The sequence below is a fragment of the Maribacter thermophilus genome (assembly GCF_001020565.1).
GTDB lineage: Bacteria > Bacteroidota > Bacteroidia > Flavobacteriales > Flavobacteriaceae > Maribacter > Maribacter thermophilus.
Map to the genome: position 1 here is coordinate 3,432,510 of NZ_LDAS01000001.1, position 21,406 is coordinate 3,453,915.

General features: G+C 41.4%; 17 protein-coding genes. 9 read left to right on the plus strand and 8 right to left on the minus strand.

What is annotated here, in order from left to right:
* The first annotated feature begins 12 nt into the window (after nt 1-12).
* Genes AB657_RS14890 through AB657_RS14900 form a run of 3 tightly spaced genes read left to right on the plus strand, consistent with a single transcriptional unit; the run spans nt 13 to nt 5,559 of the window.
* Nucleotides 13-2,421: an ABC transporter permease gene (locus AB657_RS14890; RefSeq protein WP_047247216.1), complete on the plus strand. Its 2,409-nt coding sequence runs from the start codon at nt 13-15 to the stop codon at nt 2,419-2,421.
* Nucleotides 2,422-2,432: 11 nt separating this feature from the next.
* Nucleotides 2,433-4,883: an ABC transporter permease gene (locus AB657_RS14895; protein WP_047247217.1), complete on the plus strand. Its 2,451-nt coding sequence runs from the start codon at nt 2,433-2,435 to the stop codon at nt 4,881-4,883.
* Between the two features lie 10 nt (nt 4,884-4,893).
* On the plus strand, nt 4,894-5,559 hold the full coding sequence (locus tag AB657_RS14900; RefSeq protein WP_047247218.1) for an ABC transporter ATP-binding protein: 666 nt from the start codon (nt 4,894-4,896) through the stop codon (nt 5,557-5,559).
* On the opposite strand, the gene AB657_RS14905 is transcribed toward AB657_RS14900, so the two are convergent.
* Nucleotides 5,556-7,229 carry an amidase gene (locus AB657_RS14905; protein ID WP_047247219.1) on the minus strand — a complete coding sequence of 558 codons (1,674 nt, stop codon included), beginning with the start codon at nt 7,227-7,229 and terminating at the stop codon, nt 5,556-5,558. The genes AB657_RS14900 and AB657_RS14905 overlap by 4 nt on opposite strands.
* A 200-nt stretch (nt 7,230-7,429) precedes the next feature.
* Between AB657_RS14905 and AB657_RS14910 the strand changes: the two genes are divergently transcribed.
* From AB657_RS14910 to AB657_RS14925, 4 genes are all read left to right on the plus strand, one after another.
* On the plus strand, nt 7,430-8,572 hold the full coding sequence (locus AB657_RS14910; RefSeq protein WP_047247220.1) for an Mrp/NBP35 family ATP-binding protein: 1,143 nt from the start codon (nt 7,430-7,432) through the stop codon (nt 8,570-8,572).
* 11 nt (nt 8,573-8,583) lie between these two features.
* A complete protein-coding gene (locus tag AB657_RS14915; protein ID WP_047247221.1) occupies nt 8,584-8,826 on the plus strand; it encodes a NifU family protein in 243 nt (80 codons plus the stop codon).
* Nucleotides 8,827-8,896: 70 nt separating this feature from the next.
* The gene (locus tag AB657_RS14920; protein WP_047247222.1) at nt 8,897-9,955 is read left to right on the plus strand and encodes an NAD(P)/FAD-dependent oxidoreductase; all 1,059 of its coding nucleotides are present in this window, start codon (nt 8,897-8,899) and stop codon (nt 9,953-9,955) included.
* 1 nt (nt 9,956) lies between these two features.
* A complete protein-coding gene (locus AB657_RS14925) occupies nt 9,957-10,289 on the plus strand; it encodes a 2Fe-2S iron-sulfur cluster-binding family protein (RefSeq protein ID WP_047247223.1) in 333 nt (110 codons plus the stop codon).
* Between the two features lie 80 nt (nt 10,290-10,369).
* Here the strand turns inward: AB657_RS14925 and AB657_RS14930 are convergent, their stop codons facing one another.
* On the minus strand, nt 10,370-12,109 hold the full coding sequence (locus AB657_RS14930; protein ID WP_047247224.1) for an ABC transporter ATP-binding protein: 1,740 nt from the start codon (nt 12,107-12,109) through the stop codon (nt 10,370-10,372).
* A 135-nt stretch (nt 12,110-12,244) separates the two neighbouring features.
* Between AB657_RS14930 and AB657_RS14935 the strand changes: the two genes are divergently transcribed.
* Both AB657_RS14935 and AB657_RS14940 read left to right on the plus strand, forming a co-directional pair.
* A complete protein-coding gene (locus tag AB657_RS14935) occupies nt 12,245-13,303 on the plus strand; it encodes a TPM domain-containing protein (RefSeq protein WP_047247225.1) in 1,059 nt (352 codons plus the stop codon).
* A 45-nt stretch (nt 13,304-13,348) separates the two neighbouring features.
* The gene (locus AB657_RS14940) at nt 13,349-15,529 is read left to right on the plus strand and encodes an acylase (RefSeq protein ID WP_047247226.1); all 2,181 of its coding nucleotides are present in this window, start codon (nt 13,349-13,351) and stop codon (nt 15,527-15,529) included.
* Nucleotides 15,530-15,535: 6 nt separating this feature from the next.
* On the opposite strand, the gene AB657_RS14945 is transcribed toward AB657_RS14940, so the two are convergent.
* The 6 genes from AB657_RS14945 to AB657_RS14970 form a co-directional block, all read right to left on the minus strand.
* Nucleotides 15,536-16,183, minus strand: a complete 648-nt coding sequence (locus AB657_RS14945) for a hypothetical protein (RefSeq protein ID WP_047247227.1) — start codon at nt 16,181-16,183, stop codon at nt 15,536-15,538.
* Nucleotides 16,184-16,276: 93 nt separating this feature from the next.
* A complete protein-coding gene (locus tag AB657_RS14950; RefSeq protein WP_047247228.1) occupies nt 16,277-17,344 on the minus strand; it encodes a dipeptidase in 1,068 nt (355 codons plus the stop codon).
* A 1-nt stretch (nt 17,345) separates the two neighbouring features.
* Nucleotides 17,346-18,455 (minus strand): D-TA family PLP-dependent enzyme, encoded by a 1,110-nt coding sequence (locus AB657_RS14955; protein ID WP_047247229.1) that lies wholly within the window; start codon nt 18,453-18,455, stop codon nt 17,346-17,348.
* A 5-nt stretch (nt 18,456-18,460) separates the two neighbouring features.
* Nucleotides 18,461-18,922 carry a RidA family protein gene (locus tag AB657_RS14960; protein ID WP_047247230.1) on the minus strand — a complete coding sequence of 154 codons (462 nt, stop codon included), beginning with the start codon at nt 18,920-18,922 and terminating at the stop codon, nt 18,461-18,463.
* Between the two features lie 9 nt (nt 18,923-18,931).
* The gene (locus tag AB657_RS14965; RefSeq protein WP_047247231.1) at nt 18,932-20,248 is read right to left on the minus strand and encodes a gluconate:H+ symporter; all 1,317 of its coding nucleotides are present in this window, start codon (nt 20,246-20,248) and stop codon (nt 18,932-18,934) included.
* Between the two features lie 164 nt (nt 20,249-20,412).
* Nucleotides 20,413-21,315 (minus strand): metallophosphoesterase, encoded by a 903-nt coding sequence (locus tag AB657_RS14970; protein WP_047247232.1) that lies wholly within the window; start codon nt 21,313-21,315, stop codon nt 20,413-20,415.
* Nucleotides 21,316-21,406 lie beyond the last annotated feature (91 nt).

Consider the following 21,406-nt stretch of genomic DNA (forward strand, 5'->3'; position numbering starts at 1 on the left):
AAAGCGAACACCATGTTTAAGAACTATTTAAAAATTGCCTGGAGGAATTTAGTAAAGGATAAAATGAACACTAGCTTAAATGTGATAGGCTTGTCGGTAGCTTTTGCCGTAGCCATATTATTGGGAATGGCCGCATTGTTTCAGCTTTCGTTTGATGGTTTTCATGAAAATGGAGCGTCTATTTATAAAATTGTAAAAACCCAACAAACCCCAAGAGGACCGGAGGCAGGTACGGTTCAGCCGGCTCCTTTGGCTCCTTCGTTGGAAGCGGAAGTGCCCGGTGTAAAGCGTATAACCAGGTTCTTGCAAGATGGTGCATTGGCCATACAAGGGGATAAGGAAATAGATATGGATATCATTTGGGTGGATGAAGATTTCTTTTCTATGTTCAGTTTTCCGATAATTAAGGGAGATGGGAATACACCTCTAGCGCAGTTGTCATCGGTAGTGTTGACCAAAAAAGCGGCAAACAATCTGTTCGGTTCTACCGATGTTGTCGGAAAAACGTTCCATCTGTTGGTAAAGGGAAAAGAAGTTCCCTTTACGGTAAGCGCCATAGCGGACGATATGGTTGCGGAAACCAATTTGGATTTTCAAATAGCCGGGCGTTTCGAGAGTCATGCCGATTACCTTGACAATAAAGAACAATGGGATTCGCAATACCACGATGTATATGTAGAGCTTGAAAAAGGGGTGAGTTCCAATAGTTTTGAAAGCGGCAGCAGGGGTTTTGTGGACCTTCATTTTAAGGACGCTATAGAAATGCTAAAAAGGGATGGGGCTTCGGCCGATGAGAATGGACGTTATGTAAACTTGGAATTGGTGCCGTTGGCAGACGTTCATTTTACAAGTCTTAAAAATGGATACGTGTCGGTTAGTAGAAGCTTGCCTTATCTAATTCTGGGCGTTGCCTTTTTAATACTGTTCATAGCCTGTGTCAACTACATTAATATGAGCATTGCCAAATCTGCCAAAAGGCTTAAGGAAATAGGGATGCGTAAAACCTTGGGAGCCCAAAAGAAACAGTTGTTTTTCCAATTTTGGACCGAGAGTCTTTTCATCTTTTTAATATCAATGGGTATTGGGGTAATCTTAAGTTTTGTTTTTGTAAATGATTTTAAGACTATTTTTAATACACAGGTTTCTGTAGACATGTTATTAAGGCCATCATTTCTAGTAGGCTTGCTGGCAATGGTGATGCTCATAACCGTTTTTGTTGGGGGCTACCCGGCGATATTAATGAGCCGTCTGGGTACCATTCAATCTTTAAAGGGTAAACTGCAGTCAACCGGAAACAATAAGGTAAGGGATGTATTGATGGTATTTCAATTTGGTATCGCCATAGCGTTGATTACAGGAACTTTGGTGTTGTGGGGGCAAATAGATTACATGCGAAACAAAGATCTGGGGTACGACAAAGAACAAGTGGTTTCCTTTCCATTAAACGGTAAGCGCAATAGCAATGATGTTATAGAATTACTTCGGGAAGAGCTAAAGGGCAACCCGGATATCGTCTCTATTAGCGGTGCCGATATTAATTTAGGGCTGGGACGAGATGGCAGCAGGTCTTCCAGTAAAATTGGTTTTGAATATAAAGGACGTTCCGTGACCACTAATTTTTTGGTAGTCGATCATGAGTTTGTACAAACGTTGGGCATAGAGATGGTCTTGGGCAGAAATTTTAAGAATGCCTCCGATAGTTTAGGAGTGGTCATCAATGAAGCCATGGCCCGGGAGTTAGGAGAGGAAGATCCTTTATCAGCACAACTGGAAATAAGTAACGGAGTTCATATTCCTGTTCTTGGGGTAGTGAAAGATTATAATTTTAAAGACCTGGATAGGGCCATTGAACCGATCACATTTTATATGAGTAAAGAATGGGGCCTTTCTTATGCCTTTGCCAAGGTTGCCCCCCATAATATGGCCAGTTCGTATGAGGCACTTGAGAATACTTGGAAAAAAATAGAGCCGAACGCCGCTTTTTTAGGTTCTTTTTTAGATGAGAATGTAGATAGAACCTTTAATAGGGAGAAGACCACCGCCAAAATGGTGGCCAGTGGTTCTGTTTTGTCCATTATTCTAAGTTGTATGGGGCTTTTTGCCATGTCGTTGTTGATCGTTTCACAACGTACCAAAGAAATAGGGATTCGCAAAGTGGTTGGGGCCAGTGTGGCTTCTATCACCTATATACTTACCAAAGATTTTCTAAAATTGGTGCTGTTGGCATTTTTGATTGCATCGCCCGTTGCATGGTGGATTATGGGAGAATGGCTTCAGAACTATGCATATAGGATAGAACTTAGTATTTGGTTTTTTGTTGCTGCTGGCGCTATAGCCGTACTTATAGCCTTATTGACGATTGGAACGAGAACCATTAGGGCGGCAAGGGTGAATCCCGTAAAGAGTTTACGAACCGAATAAAATAGATTGCTATGCTACGTAATTATTTAAAGATCGCTTTTCGTAATGTTTGGAAGAACAAAGTGTTTTCCCTCATAAATATTTTAGGACTTTCCGTTGGTCTTAGTGCCGCTTTTGTTATCGGGGCCATGGTATTTTATGACCTTTCTTTTGATAAGTTCCATCCGGATGGAGATAGAATTTATAGGATAACCACGGCGTTTAAAAGTCCGGAAGGCAATTTTTATAATGCAGGGGTAACGGTTCCCTTGGCACAAGCACTCAAAGACCTTAAGATGGAAGAATTGGAAACGGTGGCGCCTTTTTTTACCGCCTATCCCCTTCATGTAGAAAACCAGGAGACCGAGAGTCGTTTTAAGGATCCTGAGTTCGTAATCTATACCGATGGATCCTATTTCCGAACATTTGAGTACGACTGGCTCGTGGGGGATAAAAATACTGCTTTAGAAGAACCTAATACCGTTGTATTGTCAGAGAATAGGGCACGAAAATATTTTCCTGATCAACAGTTGTCCGAGATAATGGGGAAATCGGTGGTGTACAATGATAGTATTCGTACTGTGATTTCTGGGGTAGTGGCCAATTTTAAGGATAGAACGGATATTGTGTTCGAAGAGTTTATCTCTTTAAAAACCGCTGGCACACAAGATATGACCAATGCGGTGAACGAAGCAAATTGGGACAATACCAACTCGGCGTCGCAATTGTTCGTTAAACTGTCGGAAAAAGCGGACCCGACCAAGGTTCAAGAAACACTGGCGCAAATTGCAAAAGAACACGATGACCCCAAGATGGTTGCCATCGGCAGAAGCAATACGTACAATATTCAACCTTTGGCCGATCTTCATTTGAACCAAGATTACGGTACTTTTGATTTTAACGATAGTCGTACCACTATGGCAACCTTAAACAGCTTGCTTTTGTTAGCAGGTATTTTGGTATTGCTAGGTTGTATAAACTTTATTAATCTTAATACGGCACAGGCCATACAACGGGCCAAGGAAATCGGAATTAGAAAAACCTTGGGCAGCTCTAGAACACAATTGGTGTTTCAATTTTTGGGCGAGACATTTTTATTGACCTTGGCGGCGGCCATACTTTCTGTGTTGTTGGCAAAATGGTTGTTGCATTTGTTTGTGGACTTTATTCCAGAAGGACTCAATTTTGAGCTTTTCTACAATCCTTGGGTAATTGTGGGCATGGTACTATTGTTATTGTCGGTCACATTGTTGTCGGGTTTTTATCCAGCCTTGGTATTATCCAAATACAAACCCGTTTCTGTGTTTAAACAACAGGTTGTACCCAATTCGGACAAAGGAACCTTAAGAAAGTATCTAACTGTTTTTCAATTTGTAATTGCACAGGTTTTTATCATAGCCACCTTGTTGGTGGGTAAGCAGTTAAATTATATTATGAAAAAAGACATGGGCTTTAAGACAGAGGCGATCGCTTATTTTAGAACGCCATGGCAAGATACCTCGTCGGTTAAGAGGGCAAGGTTTGTACGTGAAATGGAAACCATACCGGGCTTGTCCAAAACTGTTCTTTCCGGTAACCCGCCTGCTTCGTTTACAACGATGTCTATGGGTGTTTTGTTTGCCGATGGGGAAAAAGAAGTGAATTCTTACCTGCAATTATTATATGGAAACGCCGATTATTTTAATTTATATCATTTAAAACTACTAGCGGGCAGGTTGCCCCTAAACGATAGTGTAAAAGAATTTGTGGTAAATAGGTCCTACTTAAAAGTTGTGGGTATCGATGATCCGGAAAAAATAATAGGAAAATCTCTAAAGTCAGGTGACCAAAATTTGCCTATCGTTGGTGTAATGGATGATTTTAATCAACATTCCTTAAGGTACGGAGTATCACCTATGGCTTTTACAGGAGGGTCATATAGTGGAAAACATACACAGTTTAAGACCATTCATTTTAAGTTTAAAAATATGGATACCGATAATTGGTCCCATACACTGGCTAAGATTGAAGAGATTTGGAAAAATACCTACCCAGAGGAAGTTTTTGAATATCGGTTTATGGACGATACCATTAAAAGCTTTTATGAAAGTGAACAAAAAACGTCCATTCTTTTAAAGTGGGCCACCGGTCTGGCCATTTTTATCAGCTGTCTAGGGCTGTTAGGCTTGGTGATATATACTACGGAAAGAAGAACAAAAGAAATAGGAGTGCGAAAAATTTTGGGCGCTACGGTACTTCAGTTGAACCTATTGTTGTCGAAAGAGTTTTTAAAATTGGTATTGATAGCCTTTTTGATAGCGGCCCCTGTCTCATGGTACGCCCTGAGTTATTGGCTAGAGGGTTTTGCCAATAAAACAGCCTTAAGCTGGTGGATTTTTGTTTTGAGCGGTGTGGCAATGATCCTTATCGCCCTTCTGATAATTGCTATAAAGACAGTTGGGTCGGCCAATGCAGATCCGGTAAAAAGTTTACGAACAGAATAATACAATATATATGCTACTACAATTAAAGAATGTTTTTAAATGGGTAAATACAGGTGGGCAGCGAATCTTCTTGTTGAAGGATATTAATTTGGAAGTCGAGGAAGGTGAATTCATTTCGGTAATGGGGCCTTCGGGGTCCGGTAAATCCACGTTGCTAAACGTTATCGGAATGCTCGATACTTTTGATGAGGGAGAATATCACTTTTTGGATGAAAGTGTACATACCCTAAAAGAGAAGTATCGTTCTAATTTGTATAAAGAGTATATAGGGTTTGTCTTTCAATCCTATCATCTGCTCGACGACCTTACCGTTGCCGAGAATTTAGAGATGCCGTTGTTGTACAAAAAAGTGAAGGGGTCTGAACGAAAGGCCTTGGTCGCCGATATATTGGATCGGTTTAACATTGTGGGCAAGAAAGATCTTTTTCCTTCCCAATTAAGTGGTGGTCAGCAACAATTGGTGGGCGTGGCGAGGGCCTTGATCGCTAGTCCCAAATTAATTTTGGCAGATGAGCCCACCGGAAATTTAAATTCCCAGCAAAGCGAAGAGATCATGGAGCTCTTTAAAAAACTGAACAAAGAGGACGGTGTTACCATTATTCAGGTAACTCATTCAGAAAAAAATGCGGCCTATGGTTCTAGGGTGATCAACCTTTTAGATGGCAGAAAAGTTTAATCTAGATAACCGCTAGGATGCATTTCATCAAACTCTGTTTGCTCTTGAAAGGCTTTCGCCAATACAAGAATACTGGCCTCGTCATAAAGGTTGCCCACCAATGTTATACTGGTAGGGTGCTTGTCTTTATCCAAGCCGGTAGGTATGGAGATTACAGGATGCCCGGTCAGATTGGTAATTATCAGTTGGCGGTTACCTGAAGTAGGGGAAATAACTACATCATACTCTTTGATAAGCTCGTTCATTTTCTCTATTAGTACCGCTCTATGCCTGTTTGCCTGTAAATATTCCACTGCGGGAATAAAACGCGCCTGACGCAAAGAATTAGCTCTTGATCGCTGGTCTTGCTCCACCATTTTATCTACGTCACCAGAACGCACCAAATCATCGAAGAATGCACCGGCCTCTGCCCTTAAAATAACATCAAAACTATTATAGGGTAGGTCTTCGGGCAGTTTTAATGCTTCTGGCTCAATGCCCATTTTCTTGAATGTCTCCAAAGCCTTCACCATATTGTCCTTTGATTTTGAAGAATCTTTTTCGATATCTTCCTTCAAATACCCGACCTTAAGTGTTTTTATATCTCTGTTAAGGTCAATACCAACAGAAAAATCTGTGGTTGTAGGGTCTTTAGGGTCTTTTCCTGAAATAATACTGTAAACAATAGCACAATCTTGGGCCGAACGTGCCATGGGGCCTACTTTGTCCATAGACCAGCTAAGGCTCATTACCCCATATCTACTTACCCTGCCATAAGTGGGGCGTAGTCCTGTAATGCCGGTTCTTGTACTTGGTGAGGTGATACTTCCCAATGTTTCGGTCCCTAAAGCAAAGGGTACCAGTCCTGCTGATGTGGCCGCGCCCGAACCTGCGGACGAACCTGTGGCCCCTTGTGCTGTGTCCCATGGGTTTTTTGTTTTTCCACCAAACCAAACATCACCTCTTGCAAGAGATCCAGATACGAGTTTGGCGATCAACACGCCCCCAGCGTTCTGCAATTTTTCTACAGCAGTGGCCGTTACATCAAATTGCTGGTCTTTATAAGGGGCTGCTCCCCAGGTAGTTTTATATCCTTTTACCGACATAAGATCTTTAACGCCATAGGGTATACCGTGCAATATGCCTCGGTACTTTCCATTGGCCAGTTCGTCATCCAGTTTCTTTGCTTGCTCCAAGGCCATTTTCTCTGTAATGGTAATGGTAGATTGCAAAACGTCATCATACTTTTTTATTCTATCGATAAAAAATCTTGTCAGCTCAACACAGCTTATTTTTTTGTTTTTGATCAAAGAGGCCAGCTGGGGTATGGTATAAAAAGCAAGTTCCGATTTGTTGTTGGGCATTTCTATATTGTTCGGAATTTCCCAGTCCGGTATGCTTCCTTGAGGTTTTTGGTTAAAATTGAGCGGTAAAGGGTCAAACTTTACGGCCGGAAAAACATTGGGGTCCAAAGAATAGGTTCTAAGGGAATCGAACCCTTTTCTATTTCTTAATAGATACGGATAGATCGTATCTACCTGCTTGTCCGTAAAGGATAGCCCAATAAGGTTTTGTGAGTGTTTTACATCTTTTTTTGAAAATTTTTTATTGGTTCCTGCACATGAACTCATTAAAAGAACAACAATAAAGGAAACAAAGACAGGATATTTTGTCTTAAGTGTTGGGAACATCTGATTTGGTTTAGTTGGTAAGTTCGAATTTACTACAAATACGGCTTTTTTTGTTAAGGTTTTTAGGAAAAATTTCCTGTAGACTCTAGAGAAAAAGTAATTTATAGGTTTAGTTTATTCATTCATGTTCAATTTCAATGTTATAGCTTCATAATCTCGAGCCTAAGAACTATCTTTGTTGTTTAGAATGAGTATACATAATGAAGATAGATAGAAAACAAGTTTTAGAGGCATTAAAGTATATTACGGTTCCTGGAGAAGGCCAAAACATGGTAGAGAGCGGAGCGGTAAAAAACGTTCAGATTTTTGGTGATGAGGTAGAGATAGACGTTACCATTGGCAACCCTAGTTTGCAGGCCCGTAAAAAGACCGAGGTAGAGATTCTAAAGGTAATCCACAAAGAGGTCTATGAGAAGGCAAAAATAAAGGTGAACATTAAAGTAGATGCACCTGCTGCCAAGCCAAAAGTGAATGAGATAAAAGGAAAACCGATTCCGGGAATTCAGAACATAATTGCAGTGGCGTCGGGTAAAGGAGGCGTTGGTAAGTCGACCGTTACGGCAAACATTGCTGTTACCTTGGCCAAAATGGGTTTCAAGGTAGGTTTGTTGGATGCTGACATCTATGGTCCGTCCATGCCCATAATGTTCGATGTTGCCCATGAAAAACCCTTGGCGGTCAATGTTGATGGTAAGTCGAAGATGAAACCCATAGAGAGTTATGGCGTAAAATTATTATCGATAGGATTTTTTACCCAACCCAACCAAGCGGTTATATGGAGAGGGCCCATGGCATCGAAGGCATTGAACCAGATGATTTTTGATGCACATTGGGAAGAGTTGGATTTTATGTTGATAGATCTACCACCAGGTACGGGAGATATACATCTAAGTATAATGCAGGCAATGCCCGTAACTGGAGCGGTTGTCGTAAGTACTCCGCAAGAGGTTGCCTTGGCCGATGCCCGAAAGGGGGTGGCTATGTTCCAACAAGACTCCATCAATGTGCCTGTCCTAGGAATTGTGGAAAATATGGCCTATTTTACTCCTGCAGAGCTTCCGGACAACAAATATTATATTTTCGGAAAAGAAGGGGCCAAGCATTTGTCAGAAGATTTGAACGTTCCCTTTTTAGGCGAAATACCTTTGGTACAGAGTATAAGGGAAGCCGGTGACGTGGGTAGGCCTGCAGCACTGCAAACTGCGACCCCTATCGAGGCGGCTTTTGAGGAACTTACCAAAAAGGTAGTACAAGAGGTCGTAAACAGAAATAAGAACATACCCCCCACAGAGGCGATTAAAATAACAACAATGGCTGGCTGTGCCGCCGTTAAAAAGAAGTAACTATGACGACAATGACTTCAGGTGATCTAAGAGAAAAAGTAGAAAAAGCGTTGGAAGAAATACGCCCTTTTTTACAAAGTGACGGCGGTGATATATCATTGATATCCATTGATAACGACAATTCGGTCAAAGTAAAGCTTCATGGCGCATGTGTGGGTTGCAGCGTTAATCAGATGACCTTGAAAAGTGGCGTGGAAATGACCATTAAAAAATACGCCCCGCAAGTGGTAGAGGTAATCAACGTTCAAGAATAATAACTTGATAAAAATCATAAAATTTTAATCTACCCGATAGTAATTTAGCCAGATTTAATAGCGCTTTTTGATGATTAAGACAGATATTCTAATTATTGGGGCTGGCCCCACAGGACTTTTCGCAGTTTTTGAAGCAGGATTATTAAAGTTAAAATGCCATCTTATAGATGCGTTGCCGCAACCAGGCGGACAGTGTTCGGAAATATATCCTAAAAAACCCATCTACGATATACCCGGTTTTCCTGAAGTATTGGCAGGTGATCTAGTGGATAATTTAATGGAGCAGATAAAGCCTTTTCAACCGACCTTTACCCTCGGTGAAAGAGCGGAGACTATTGATAAGTTAGAGGATGGTACTTTTGTGGTTACCACCAACAAAGGAACAAAGCACAATGCTCCCGTGGTTGCCATCGCTGGCGGATTGGGTAGTTTTGAGCCTAGAAAACCATTGTTAGAGAATCTTGCCCAGTACGAGGATAACGGTATTGCCTACATGATAAAAGACCCTGAAATTTATAGGGACAAAAAGGTGGTTATTGCCGGTGGTGGAGATTCTGCCTTGGATTGGAGTATCTTTTTGACCGATGTTGCCAGTGAGGTCACCTTGGTACATAGAAGAAACGAGTTCAGGGGTGCCTTGGATTCCGTAGAAAAAGTACAGCAATTAAAGAACGAAGGTAAAATAAACCTGATTACTCCTGCAGAAATTGTTGGTCTACACGGTGAAGACAAATTAGAATCGGTAACGATCAAAAAATCGGCTGCAGAGGTAGAGCATATAACATTGGAGGTAGATAACTTTATCCCATTGTTCGGACTTTCCCCAAAATTGGGGCCCATTGCCAACTGGGGTCTCGAGATTGAGAAAAATGCCATTAAGGTAGATACTTTCGATTATCAGACCAATGTGCCTGGTATATATGCTATTGGTGACGTAAATACGTATCCCGGTAAGTTGAAATTAATTTTGTGTGGTTTTCATGAGGCTACCTTAATGTGCCAAAGTGCTTACCAACGAATATTCCCCGACAAAAAATATGTAATGAAATACACGACCGTAGGTGGGGTCAGTGGTTTCGACGGAACTAAGAAAGAGGCGCCAAAAGCCGTAATAAAAGCGATAGATTAAAATGACCGATATTAAATTAAAGATTACGGACCGTGACGGGGTAATGCATGAGATAGAGGCTCCGACCGATATGAACATGAACCTTATGGAGGTGGTACGTTCGTACGAATTGGCTCCCGAAGGCACCATAGGTATCTGTGGCGGTATGGCCATGTGTGCCTCTTGCCAATGCTATGTTTTATCGGATCATGAGCTTCCCGAAAAGTCGGATGATGAAGAAGCAATGCTTGCCGAGGCTTTTAATGTAAAAGAAAATAGCCGTTTGGGTTGTCAGTTACATATCTCGGAAGAAATGGACGGACTCGAAGTAGAGCTGGCTCCGGAAGAACTTTAAGGTCGGTTTGTAAGGGTTTAGGTATTATAAGGAATACGTAAGTTCTTTTTAGACCGTTCCCAATAATTATTGGCTACCTGTTATATTCTTGCTTGGTAGGTAAATAGATTGTAGTACCTGCCTTCTTTGGCGATCAGTTCTTCGTGGGTGCCTTGTTCGGCAATTCGGCCATTCTCAATAACCAAAATCTGATGGGCTTTTCTAATGGTACTTAAGCGGTGTGCAATAACAAAGGTGGTTCTTCCCTTTGTGAGTTCGGCCAAACTTTTTTGAATTAGGGCTTCACTTTCTGTATCAAGATTAGAGGTGGCCTCGTCCAATATTAAAATTCTGGGATCCGCTAGTACGGCCCGGGCAATGGCGATACGTTGACGCTGGCCGCCCGATAGTTTTACGCCACGTTCTCCGATCAAGGTATCCAATCCATCATCGAACCTGTCGGTAAATTCATCTACATAGGCAGCCTTTACGGCTTCTCGTAGTTCTTCTTCCGAGGCATTGGGCCTTGGAAAAAGAATATTGTCGCGTATGGTGCCTTCGAATAAAAAATCATCTTGAAGAACCACTCCTAAAAACTGACGGAAACTTGTGAGGTCTACCTTGGTCAGATCATGCCCGTCAATGGTAATGGTCCCCGAATCCGGATTTAAAAAACTAGCTGCCAAACCTGCAATTGTAGATTTCCCAGAACCAGAACTTCCGACAAGGGCGATTACATCGCCGGATTTTGCCTCAAAGCTTATGTTGTGCAAGACATCTTTGTCTTCCTCATAGGCAAAAGAAACATCTTTAAAGATGACGTCACCTTTTATATTTTCAAGAACAATGGTGCGGTCTTTTTCATCGGCTTCGGTTATTTGGTTCATTAGCTCTTCGGTACGGTCCAAACCTGCCAAGGCCTCTGTGAGTTGACTTCCAATATTGCTCATTTGAACAATGGGCGCTACCATTAGGGCCAACAAAAATGTAAATTCAAAATATTCACCGGTCGTTAGTTCACCCTGCATCATTTTGTATCCGCCAAACCCCATCATGATGCCAGTTGTGGCAAGTCCCAATAAAAAGGTGGACGAACTGGTCATTATTGCCGTGGCGGTCAAACTCTTTTTTACGTTCTTGTATAATTTATGTACCCCTTCTTCAAAAACCTTTGCTTCTTGTTTTTCGGCATTAAATCCTTTTATAACACGTATGCCTCCCAAAGTTTCGGTTAAGCGACCTTTTACTTCGGCATTTATCTTACCCCGTTCCCTAAATACGGGGCGTATGATCTTAAAGGCCTTTAGGGCGATAAAGGCAAATAAGAGTAAGGGAATAAAGGTCAATAAGGTCATGGTGGGGCTTATCCGCAATAATAATATTAAAGAGACGATGGCGGTAATAGTACCCCCTACCAATTGTACCAGTCCTGTGCCGATGAGGTTTCGTACGCCTTCAACATCACTCATAATACGTGATACCAACCCTCCAGATTTAGTGTTGTCGAAAAATCGGATGGGCAGGGCCAATACTTGTTTTTGCACCTGGGCCCTAAGTTCAGAAATCATAAATTGTGCTTGTATGCTGAGTACCTTCGTCAATAAAAAAGACATAATGCCTTGGACCAAAAAAGAAAATATAACAACGCCTACCAATACTTTTAGTAAATCGTAGTTTTTGTTGGGTACGATATCATCTAAAAAGTAACGTAGGGAAACAGGGGCCACAAAACTGGCCGCCTTGCTAATGACTATCAATAAAAGTCCAATAAAAACAAGCTTTCGCCTGGGCCAAATAATGGTTTTGAACGCGGTAAGGATACTAACTTTTTTTTCTGACATAGGGCACTTCGTAATAAGGTTGCAAGTTACTTTAAATCTGAGGAAACAAAAGTTTCTTCCTGTAGTTTTAAAATTGATTCTATGTTCTGATAAAGGGTTTTTTATATTTGAGGAACAGTATTATAACATACGACCATGTACAAAAAAAACTTTATCATTCTTTTTTTGCTGAGTTTCATGTGTACACGTGGACAACAACAGTATTACGAACTACGCGATTTTGTCACCGATAGTGCCCATATATTCTCTAGCGAAGAAGCACGAAGATTAAATCAAAAATTGTTGGATTTTGAAAAGGAAACCACAAATCAAGTGGTGGTCGTTACCATAGAGCAGTTGGGTTTTGAAACCATAGAGGGGTATGCCAATGGTCTTTTTAACCAAAATGGTGTAGGTGATAGTGGAAAAGACAATGGACTCTTAATATTATTCGCGGAATCGGACAGAGAAGTGCGCATTGAAGTAGGCTATGGCTTAGAACCCTATATTACAGATGCTGTGGCCTCGAGGATTATTAGAAATACAATGATTCCCCTTTTTAAAAAGGAACGTTACTACGAGGGAATAGATGACGGTGTAGATCAAATAATTGAGTTTTTAAACAATCCGGAGGCCATAGCAGAATTTAAAAATGATATCGCGGCAAGTGAACGCAAGGGAGAAATTATTGGATTTATTTTCATGGGGATATTTGTATTGGTGTTTGTAGGGGTAGGCGGGTTTCTCTTTTATAATGGTTACAGGGTGCTGGTTGAGGTGTTCAGGGGTGTTTTTATGGGGAAGTTAGGAGTTATACCTGGGTTTTTTATGCTTATCTCCAGTTCTTTCTCATCTTTATTTGCACTGGCATTTGTGGTTATTCCATTGGGTGTTGGCTATAGTGTCTATACTTCTAGTAACCATATCGATAATATTTTAGAAGGGGGTATGGACAATCCGTATAATTTGTGGTGGGGATTAGTACCCTTTTATGGAATAGCCGCAGGAATAGCCTTAATACAACTAAAGCTAAAGGGAAAGGAAGATTTAAAGATATCGTGGGTCAAAAATGATGAGGTCTACTATAGAAGAACATTCTCTTCTTCGGGAACCCATGCCCTAAGTTCTGGTAGTGGTTCTTCTGGTGGAAGTTCTAGTTCGTTCTCTGGAGGGGGTGGAAGTTCTGGAGGAGGTGGAGCTAGCGGAAGCTGGTAAAATTAATCGCAAAAGTGTAACTTCAAACCTTATAAAACCATTTCGATGAAACGCATTCTATATTTTTTTGCTTTTTTACTGATTTTCGCCTGTAAGTCCGAAACCAATGATACTTCAGAATTGGAAAAATGGAAGACACGGGCATCTAATGTCGAAATTATAAGGGATGATTTTGGGGTACCGCATATATATGGTAAAACGGATGCCGATGCCGTTTTTGGCCTCTTGTACGCCCAATGCGAAGATGATTTTAATAGGGTAGAGCAAAATTATATATGGGCTACCGGAAGATTGGCAGAGGTAGAAGGGGAAGAAGCAATTTACAGCGATCTAAGGGCTAAATTGTTCATGACCGAAGAAGAGGCGAAAGCCAATTATGAAAAAAGTCCCAAATGGTTGCAAGAGCTTTGCGATGCCTTTGCGGACGGCATAAATTATTATTTGTACACTCACCCAGAGGTAAAACCCAGGTTATTGGACCGTTTTGAGCCTTGGATGCCCATGTATTTTAGCGAAGGCAGTATTGGTGGGGATATTGAAAGAATAGCTACCAAAAAAATAAAGGCTTTTTACGAAAGTGGGATGGAGCTACCGGAAATGGAGCTTTTGGAAATGAAGAAAAAAGAGGAAATGGAAGAGCCCCAGGGTTCTAACGGCATTGCCATTTCAGGAGAATTAACGCAGTCCGGTAATACCATGTTGCTCATAAATCCGCATACTTCGTTTTATTTTAGGGGCGAGGTGCATGTGGTAAGCGAAGAAGGGCTAAATGCCTATGGTGCGGTTACTTGGGGGCAGTTTTTTGTGTATCAAGGGTTTAATGAAAAGACCGGCTGGATGCACACTTCTACCTATACCGATGTGATGGACGAGTTTAAGGAAACCATTGTAAAAAAGGAGGATAAGCTGTTATATCAATATGGGGAAGAATTACGCGAAGTAGAATCATATGAAATTGTTTTAAAGTATAAGGACGGAGATTCCTTAAAGGAAAAATCCTTTCCCGCTTACCGAACCCACCATGGTCCCATTACCCATTTAGAAGATGGCCAATGGACGGCTTCTGCCATGATGTGGGAACCGGTAAAGGCCTTGGAACAATCCTATATTAGAACCAAACAAGATGGGTATAAAGGCTTTAGGGAAATGATGGACATTAGAACAAATTCTTCCAATAATACGGTATATGCCGATGCCGAAGGCAATATTGCCTACTTTCATGGGAACTTTGTTCCTAAACGAGATGTACAGTTTAACTATTCTGAGCCAGTAGATGGCAGCGACCCTAGAACCGATTGGAAAGGGCTGCATACGGTGGATGAGAATATTTTGGTGTTGAATCCGGAAAACGGTTGGATTCAAAACTGCAATTCCACACCGTTTACCTCGGCAGCCGAGTTTAGCCCTAAAAAAGAGGATTACCCGTATTACATGTCCCGTGATCAAGAGAATTTTAGGGGGGTACATGCCATAGCATTATTGACCGATAAACAAGGATATACATTGGACAGTTTGATACAATTGGCCCACGACCCCTACTTGCCTGCTTTTGAGGCCCTGATTCCTGGGTTGGTAAAAGCGTACGACGCTCATCAGAAACCAAACCTAAAGGAACCTATTGAGGTGTTGCGCGAATGGGATTATAGAACATCGAAAGAGTCCGTAGCCATGACCTTGGCCCATTTTTATGGTACTATTAGTTACCAAAAGGCAAAAAGACCAGAGGGGCTAAGTAGTATGGAGTTGATAGAATTTTGGGGAAGCGATTCGCCCGATAGCGAAAAACTTGGTTTATTCGAAGAAGTAGTGGGCAATTTAGAAACTGATTTTGGTTCATGGGAAATTCCATGGGGAGAGGTCAATAGGTATCAAAGATTAAACGGTGATATAAAACAAGCCTTTAACGATAGTTTGCCCAGTGTAGGGGTAGGTTTTGCTTCGGGTACTTGGGGGGCTTTGGCGGCATATGGTGCAAGGTATACGGCACCCGGCGCTAAAAAGATATACGGCACAAGGGGCAATAGCTTTGTGGCGGCCGTTGAGTTTGGCGATAAGGTAAAGGCAAAAACTATTTTGGCAGGGGGACAAAGTGGAGATCCAAAATCGCCCCATTTTGATGACCAGACACAAAAATATATCAATATCGATTGGAAAGATGCGGCTTATTATCGCGAAGATGTATTAAAACGTGCCGTAGAAATTTACAATCCGGGTAGTAGAAAATAGGTGGTTTTATTCTTTGGTGACTATCAATGTGGCCTTTGATCCAGAGGAAAGAAGCCATTTGTTGGAATATAGTAACTCTCCTTTATCATCATAGACATCTACTTGTGCTGTGTTAGGAGCAGAAGAACCGTGGTTGAGCGCTTCAAAATCTATTTTGTTAAAACCGGGTTGTAGATCTACATTGATGCCCTTGAAGGCACCGGTAAGCAATAAATTTGCTTCCACTACCACATCGTTCACATAAATTTTGACCCTATCGCCATCTACAAATTCATGGTCCCTACAAACAATACCTATAAATTTTCCGTTGCTTTTAAGGTCTCCCAGATATTGGTCCCCGAAAAATTGACCGGAGCCTCCGTACCTTTCGCCCGGCCCAATACGAGGGTCTATCTTTAGCCCTGTTCCTGCAGGTACCAATTCTTCATCCGGTAGCATTTTTACGGGATTGCCCTTGGTCATATCCAATTTGGGCTGCTCTTTTATTACCGATGGTATATTTAATACCGTACCTGTAGTCGACGTGCCCTTATTATCCAGTTTATTGGCAGTTTCGATCTTTAAGGGTTTTTGGGTGGGTAAATCACCTTGGGCACTGATCCATCCAAAAGAAAGAAGACAAAAAACTATAAATAAATAATGGTTTTTATTCATTGGTATTATCTATACTGATAGAATAAAGATAACAAATACCCTGCCACTGCTACTTAACAGGTTGTTAAAATCGATTAATGAAACTTCTTGCGCTTAGTTGGGTAAGTTTTTCTCTAGAAAGCGAATAAAGTTATTGCTCATTATATTTTCTATATCCTCTTTTCGATACCCTTTATCTTTTAATAACCCTGGAATTTTCTGTAAATCGGCTATCGTATCCAGGTCTTTTGGGGATTGCTCCAGACCAAAGCCGCCATCCAAGTCGGTGCCAATACCAACATGTAGCGAGTTTCCTGCCAATTGGCATACATGGTCTATGTTCTGTATCATATGGAGTAATGATACCCCGGTGCTTTCAGGGGTAGATTTGCCGCGTACCCAGTTGGGTACCATCATCCAAGCATCTAAGGCCATACCTATAACCGCATTTCTATTTATAAGTTCTTTTAGTTGATCATCGGAAAACTGACGGTTATGATCCACAAATTTTCTGCAATTATTATGGCTTGCCCAGATAGCACCTTCATAAACATCCATTGTTTCCCAAAAACTTTGGTCGCATAAATGCGTAGCATCCAGAATAAGTCGAAGGCCCTCTATTTCTTTAAGTAGTTCTTTACCCTTTTTGCCGATACCGCCTATAGAGTCCGTTCCAAAGGCATATGTTCCCGGGCCGTAATGTGCAGGGCCAATAGCTCGTAACCCTTGGTCATAAGATTTCTGTAAGTAAGATAAATCGATGATGGAATCTGCACCTTCCAAACTTAAAATGTATCCTATAGGTGTGTTTTCTTTATCGTTTTTCCATGCTTTTAAATGAGCTGTTAATTCCTTTTTATTGGATACCTGAATCATTTCACCGGCATCTTCCATGGCTTTGTACCATGCCAATTGCCCTTGGGTCTGTGCCCAAGCCTGTTGGGGTGAATGCCAACCGGGCAATTTATTGCCAGGTTTTACATATCTTGCTATTTGGGTAGCAACGCAGAGGCCGATGTTTCCTTTTCTCATGGCATCTAAGGAAACTGTGTTTTTCCCACGGTCGGGTTTGTCGACCATGCCTTTTTCTTTTTTTCTAATTTCCGATACGGGCAGGGTAAGGTCGCGGTTCCATTCCATGGCGTTCATGGAAAGGTCTAGATGGGCATCAAAAATAAACATCTTAAATAGTGATTTTATTGTTGCGGGCAGCTACTTTCCAATGGGCCGTAATGTTTCCGTTTTCTACTACCGATAGGTGGTCATATTTAGCAACCGTCGGACAAATGTGTTTGGGTATCGCATAGTGTTCTGTACCTACCTTTTCGGCTTTTAGATCGTCGTATTCCACAACTAAATGCTCTTCGGATTGACTAAGCTGTTTGCCATGTTCCAAGCTCAGAAAATCTACTCGAGGGAATGGCATTTCGGGAGCTATGGATTTATGCCCTAGATCAAAGCATAAAATTCCGGCTTTAGGTTTGCTGATTATCCTTGTAAACAAAACAGCCGCGGGAAGAAAGTCCATTTCGGGAAACAGGTTTCCATAACCGGCATCCCAAAGCAAGGTGGTACCCGGACTGGCAATTATATTCTTGCGTTTGCAATGATAGGGGAACGTAGGTGAGCCTCCAGCAATTATTTTAGGGGTTGGTAAATTTTCTTGTGCAATACGGTGCTGTAATTTCAATACTTTATCAAAAGCCTCGTCACAATCTTTTTTTCTTGTTTCCGGGTTTGGGCTTCTAAGGTGACCGTCATAGGCGTGTAAGCCTTCGATTTCTAGAGAGGGGTGTTCAGTAATGTATTTGTATAATAGTAGGGCTTCATTATTGGGGGCAATACCGGTTCGGTTCATCCCTACGTTTAAATCAATGTACAAATGTATTTTTAGATTGTTTTTTGCCGCTAGACCTCCCAGTAGGTCGGCGGTTTCCATATTGTCCACTAAAGCAGAAAAACGGACATCGGAAAATGTATGGATCAATGATATGAACCTTTTCATGTTAGCACCTACGGGCTGCATGGCCAATAGAACATCGGGGGCCTTGCAAATAGCCAAAAGTTCAGCCTCGGCTATGGTAGCACATTTAAATTTGTGGATACCATGATCCATTTGTAATTGTATGATCTCTGCAGTTTTATGGGTTTTTATATGGGGTCTTAAATTATCGGGACCGTTGGCCATACGAACCATTGTCTTAATATTATGTACGACCCTGTCTTTGAAGACCAATAGAGAAGGGGAGATAATTTCTTCGGTATTGTTTACTGTATACCAGTTCTGTTCCATTTTTTTTATTTGTGAAGTTCAAACATAGCCTCTATTTCAACGGCAATATTTCCGGGAAGCATCATGCCTACGGCACTTCTTACACCTACACCGTTTTCAGGCCCGAAAACATCGGACATTAACTCGCTAAAACCATTTATTACCAATGGGTGGTCTTTAAAATCTGGCGTGCAATTTACCATGCCCAAGGTTTTTACCAGTCTTTTTATGCGGTCTAAATCGCCAAAATGGGTGGTAATGGTGGCCAACATGGTGAGCCCTACGTGTCTTGCTCCCATCTTGCCTTGCGATAGATCCAAATCGTCCCCGACCCTGCCCGTGTACAATGACCCGTCATTTAAAACAGGGCCCTGCCCCGAAACATACAAAAAGTTGTCTATGACCAGAATGGGCCGGTACAAACCTGCAGGAGGAGGGGCGGGCGGTAATTGTAGACCAAGTTCTTTTATTTTTTCTGAAGCTTTCATTCGATGTTTTTAAATGAATTGATTCAATACCAATACACCCAGTAAACCCATAATGCCGACCGTAGTTTCCATTACGGTCCAAGATTTCAGCGTGTCTTTTATAGATAGGTTAAAATACTCCTTAAATAACCAAAAACCACTGTCGTTCACATGTGAGAGCATTAAACTGCCAGAACCAATGGCAAGTACCATTAATTCTGCACTGGCACCCGTACCCTCTATAAGGGGCAATACAATACCGGCCGCAGTGAGGCCCGCAACGGTGGCGGATCCCACACAAACCCTTATTATGGTGGCGATCAGCCATGCCAATATTAGGGGAGAAATAGAGGAATCCTTTAAGGCTTCACCTATGTAGACGCTAACACCGCTATCTATTAATACCTGTTTTAAGGCACCGGCGCCAGCTATTATAAGAAGTACCATGGTAATGCCGGTCACGGCACCGGCAACGGTATTCATAACCTCCTTCATTTTTTTTCCACGTGCCAAGCCTAGTGTATAAATGGCTACCAGTACAGATATGAGCATGGCCATGACAGGGTTGCCTGCGAAGACTAAAATTGTTTTAATCAAAGAACCTTCGGTTATAAAAAGCTCGGCAGCAGCAGCAATTGCCATGAGAATTACCGGTAAAAGGGCGGTAAAAATACTAACGGCCGTTCCTGGCATTTCATCCTCTTTTAAAATTTTTGGGTTTAGAAACTCTTTTAAGGGGGATGCTTTAATGTTTTTCATTGTTCTTGATAGTAACGGTCCGGCTACTATAATGGCAGGAATGGCTATAATAATTCCGTATAGTAATGTTTTGCTGATATTGGCATTGAAAGTAGAGGCAATTGCCGTGGGGGCCGGATGAGGAGGAAGGTAACCATGGGTAACAGACAATGATGCCAACATTGGAAGTCCAACATATAGTAAAGGTAGCCCGGTTGCTGCCGCAATGGTGAAGACTAAGGGCACCAGAATTACGAAACCGACCGAATAGAACATAGGTATGCCGACAATAAAACCGGTTAAGACCACGGCCCACTGAATATTCTTTTTACCGAACTTCTCTACAAGTTTGGTCGTGATTCTTTGTGCTGCACCACTTTCGGCGACGAGTTTTCCTAACATGGCCCCAAGGCCCAAAATAAGTACAAGAAAACCTAAAATGTTTCCGATACCTTTCTGTATAGATTCAACTACGGCGACCGGCTCCATACCTTCCGCTATTCCAACAAAAAGAGAAACAAGAATAAAAGCTATAAAGCCATTGAGTTTGAACTTTGCGACTAAAAGGAATAAAAGAAGAATTCCTATGATTACGATAATAAGTGGCATATGGTTTTGGTTGTATTAGAATGGAGCTTTAAATATACCATAATTTACAGATTCGTAACATAGCGAATTGTTTTTTACGATTTCGATAATCTACCATGAGGACTAAGAAAGAAAGCCTTTATTGTGTTTTTAGGGCTTTGGTGCTATTGTTTAAAAAGCAAGGTTTACTGTTCTTTTTGTATGTAGTCAGATAGTTTTTCAGGACCCTCTAGCAGTACCCTTACTACTTTCAAGGTGCCATCGGTAGTGGTATCTATATGCCATTTGATGAGGGAAATTTGACCATTTTCGATTTCTATACCGGTAATGCTTCTAGGATGTACACAGCTACCATCGTTAAATAAGGGGATATCTCCAGGTTCTGGAAATCTAGGTCTGTGGGTGTGACCTACAATGGTGACCAATAAATTATTTTTTAAGATCCATTTTTTGATCCTACGTTCCATTTTTATAAGTTCCTTGTAATTTTTGGCCGGACTCGTAGGATCCGCTATGCCCCACACTTGCAACGGTTTCCATAATACCCTGACTAAAAACCTTCCCAAACGCCAGAAGGTGTAGTTCCACCAATCGGCTTGGTGGCCATGGGTCAAGAAAATTTCTTGTTGGGTCTCGCTATGTTGCAATATTATGGCTTCTGTATAGGTAATATCTTCAAAAAGTTCTTTATCCGTGTTGTCTATAGGTTCAAAATAACTGGACAGGTTCTTTTCTACATAGGCCTTGTCTTTGTATACCATATCATGATTGCCCCAAATCATATGAAGTCGTTTCTCTAAATGAAACTTGCGTAATAATTGATAAATGTTTTTATGGGCTTCGAATATGGATTCAAAGTTCATATTCTCCCATAATTCATCTCCATCGCCCAGTTCACAATAATCAAAACCTTCGTTATAGTAGTGGTTTAGGGCATGAAAATAAATATTTCTGTTATTGGCGAACTCATCTGCAAAGCTATTGTCGCCCCTATGGCAATCGCTAAATAATATAAACTTGGATCGGTCGTCGAACATAACTTTTTTTGCATTCTCGTATGCTCTTGATAACCTTTGGGACGAAGACATATTTTTGATTGAAACGTGTTTGCTAATTTAAACAGTTATTCGTAACCCTGAAAAAAAATACGCTATGGGGAGTGCCAATTCTATTGGTATA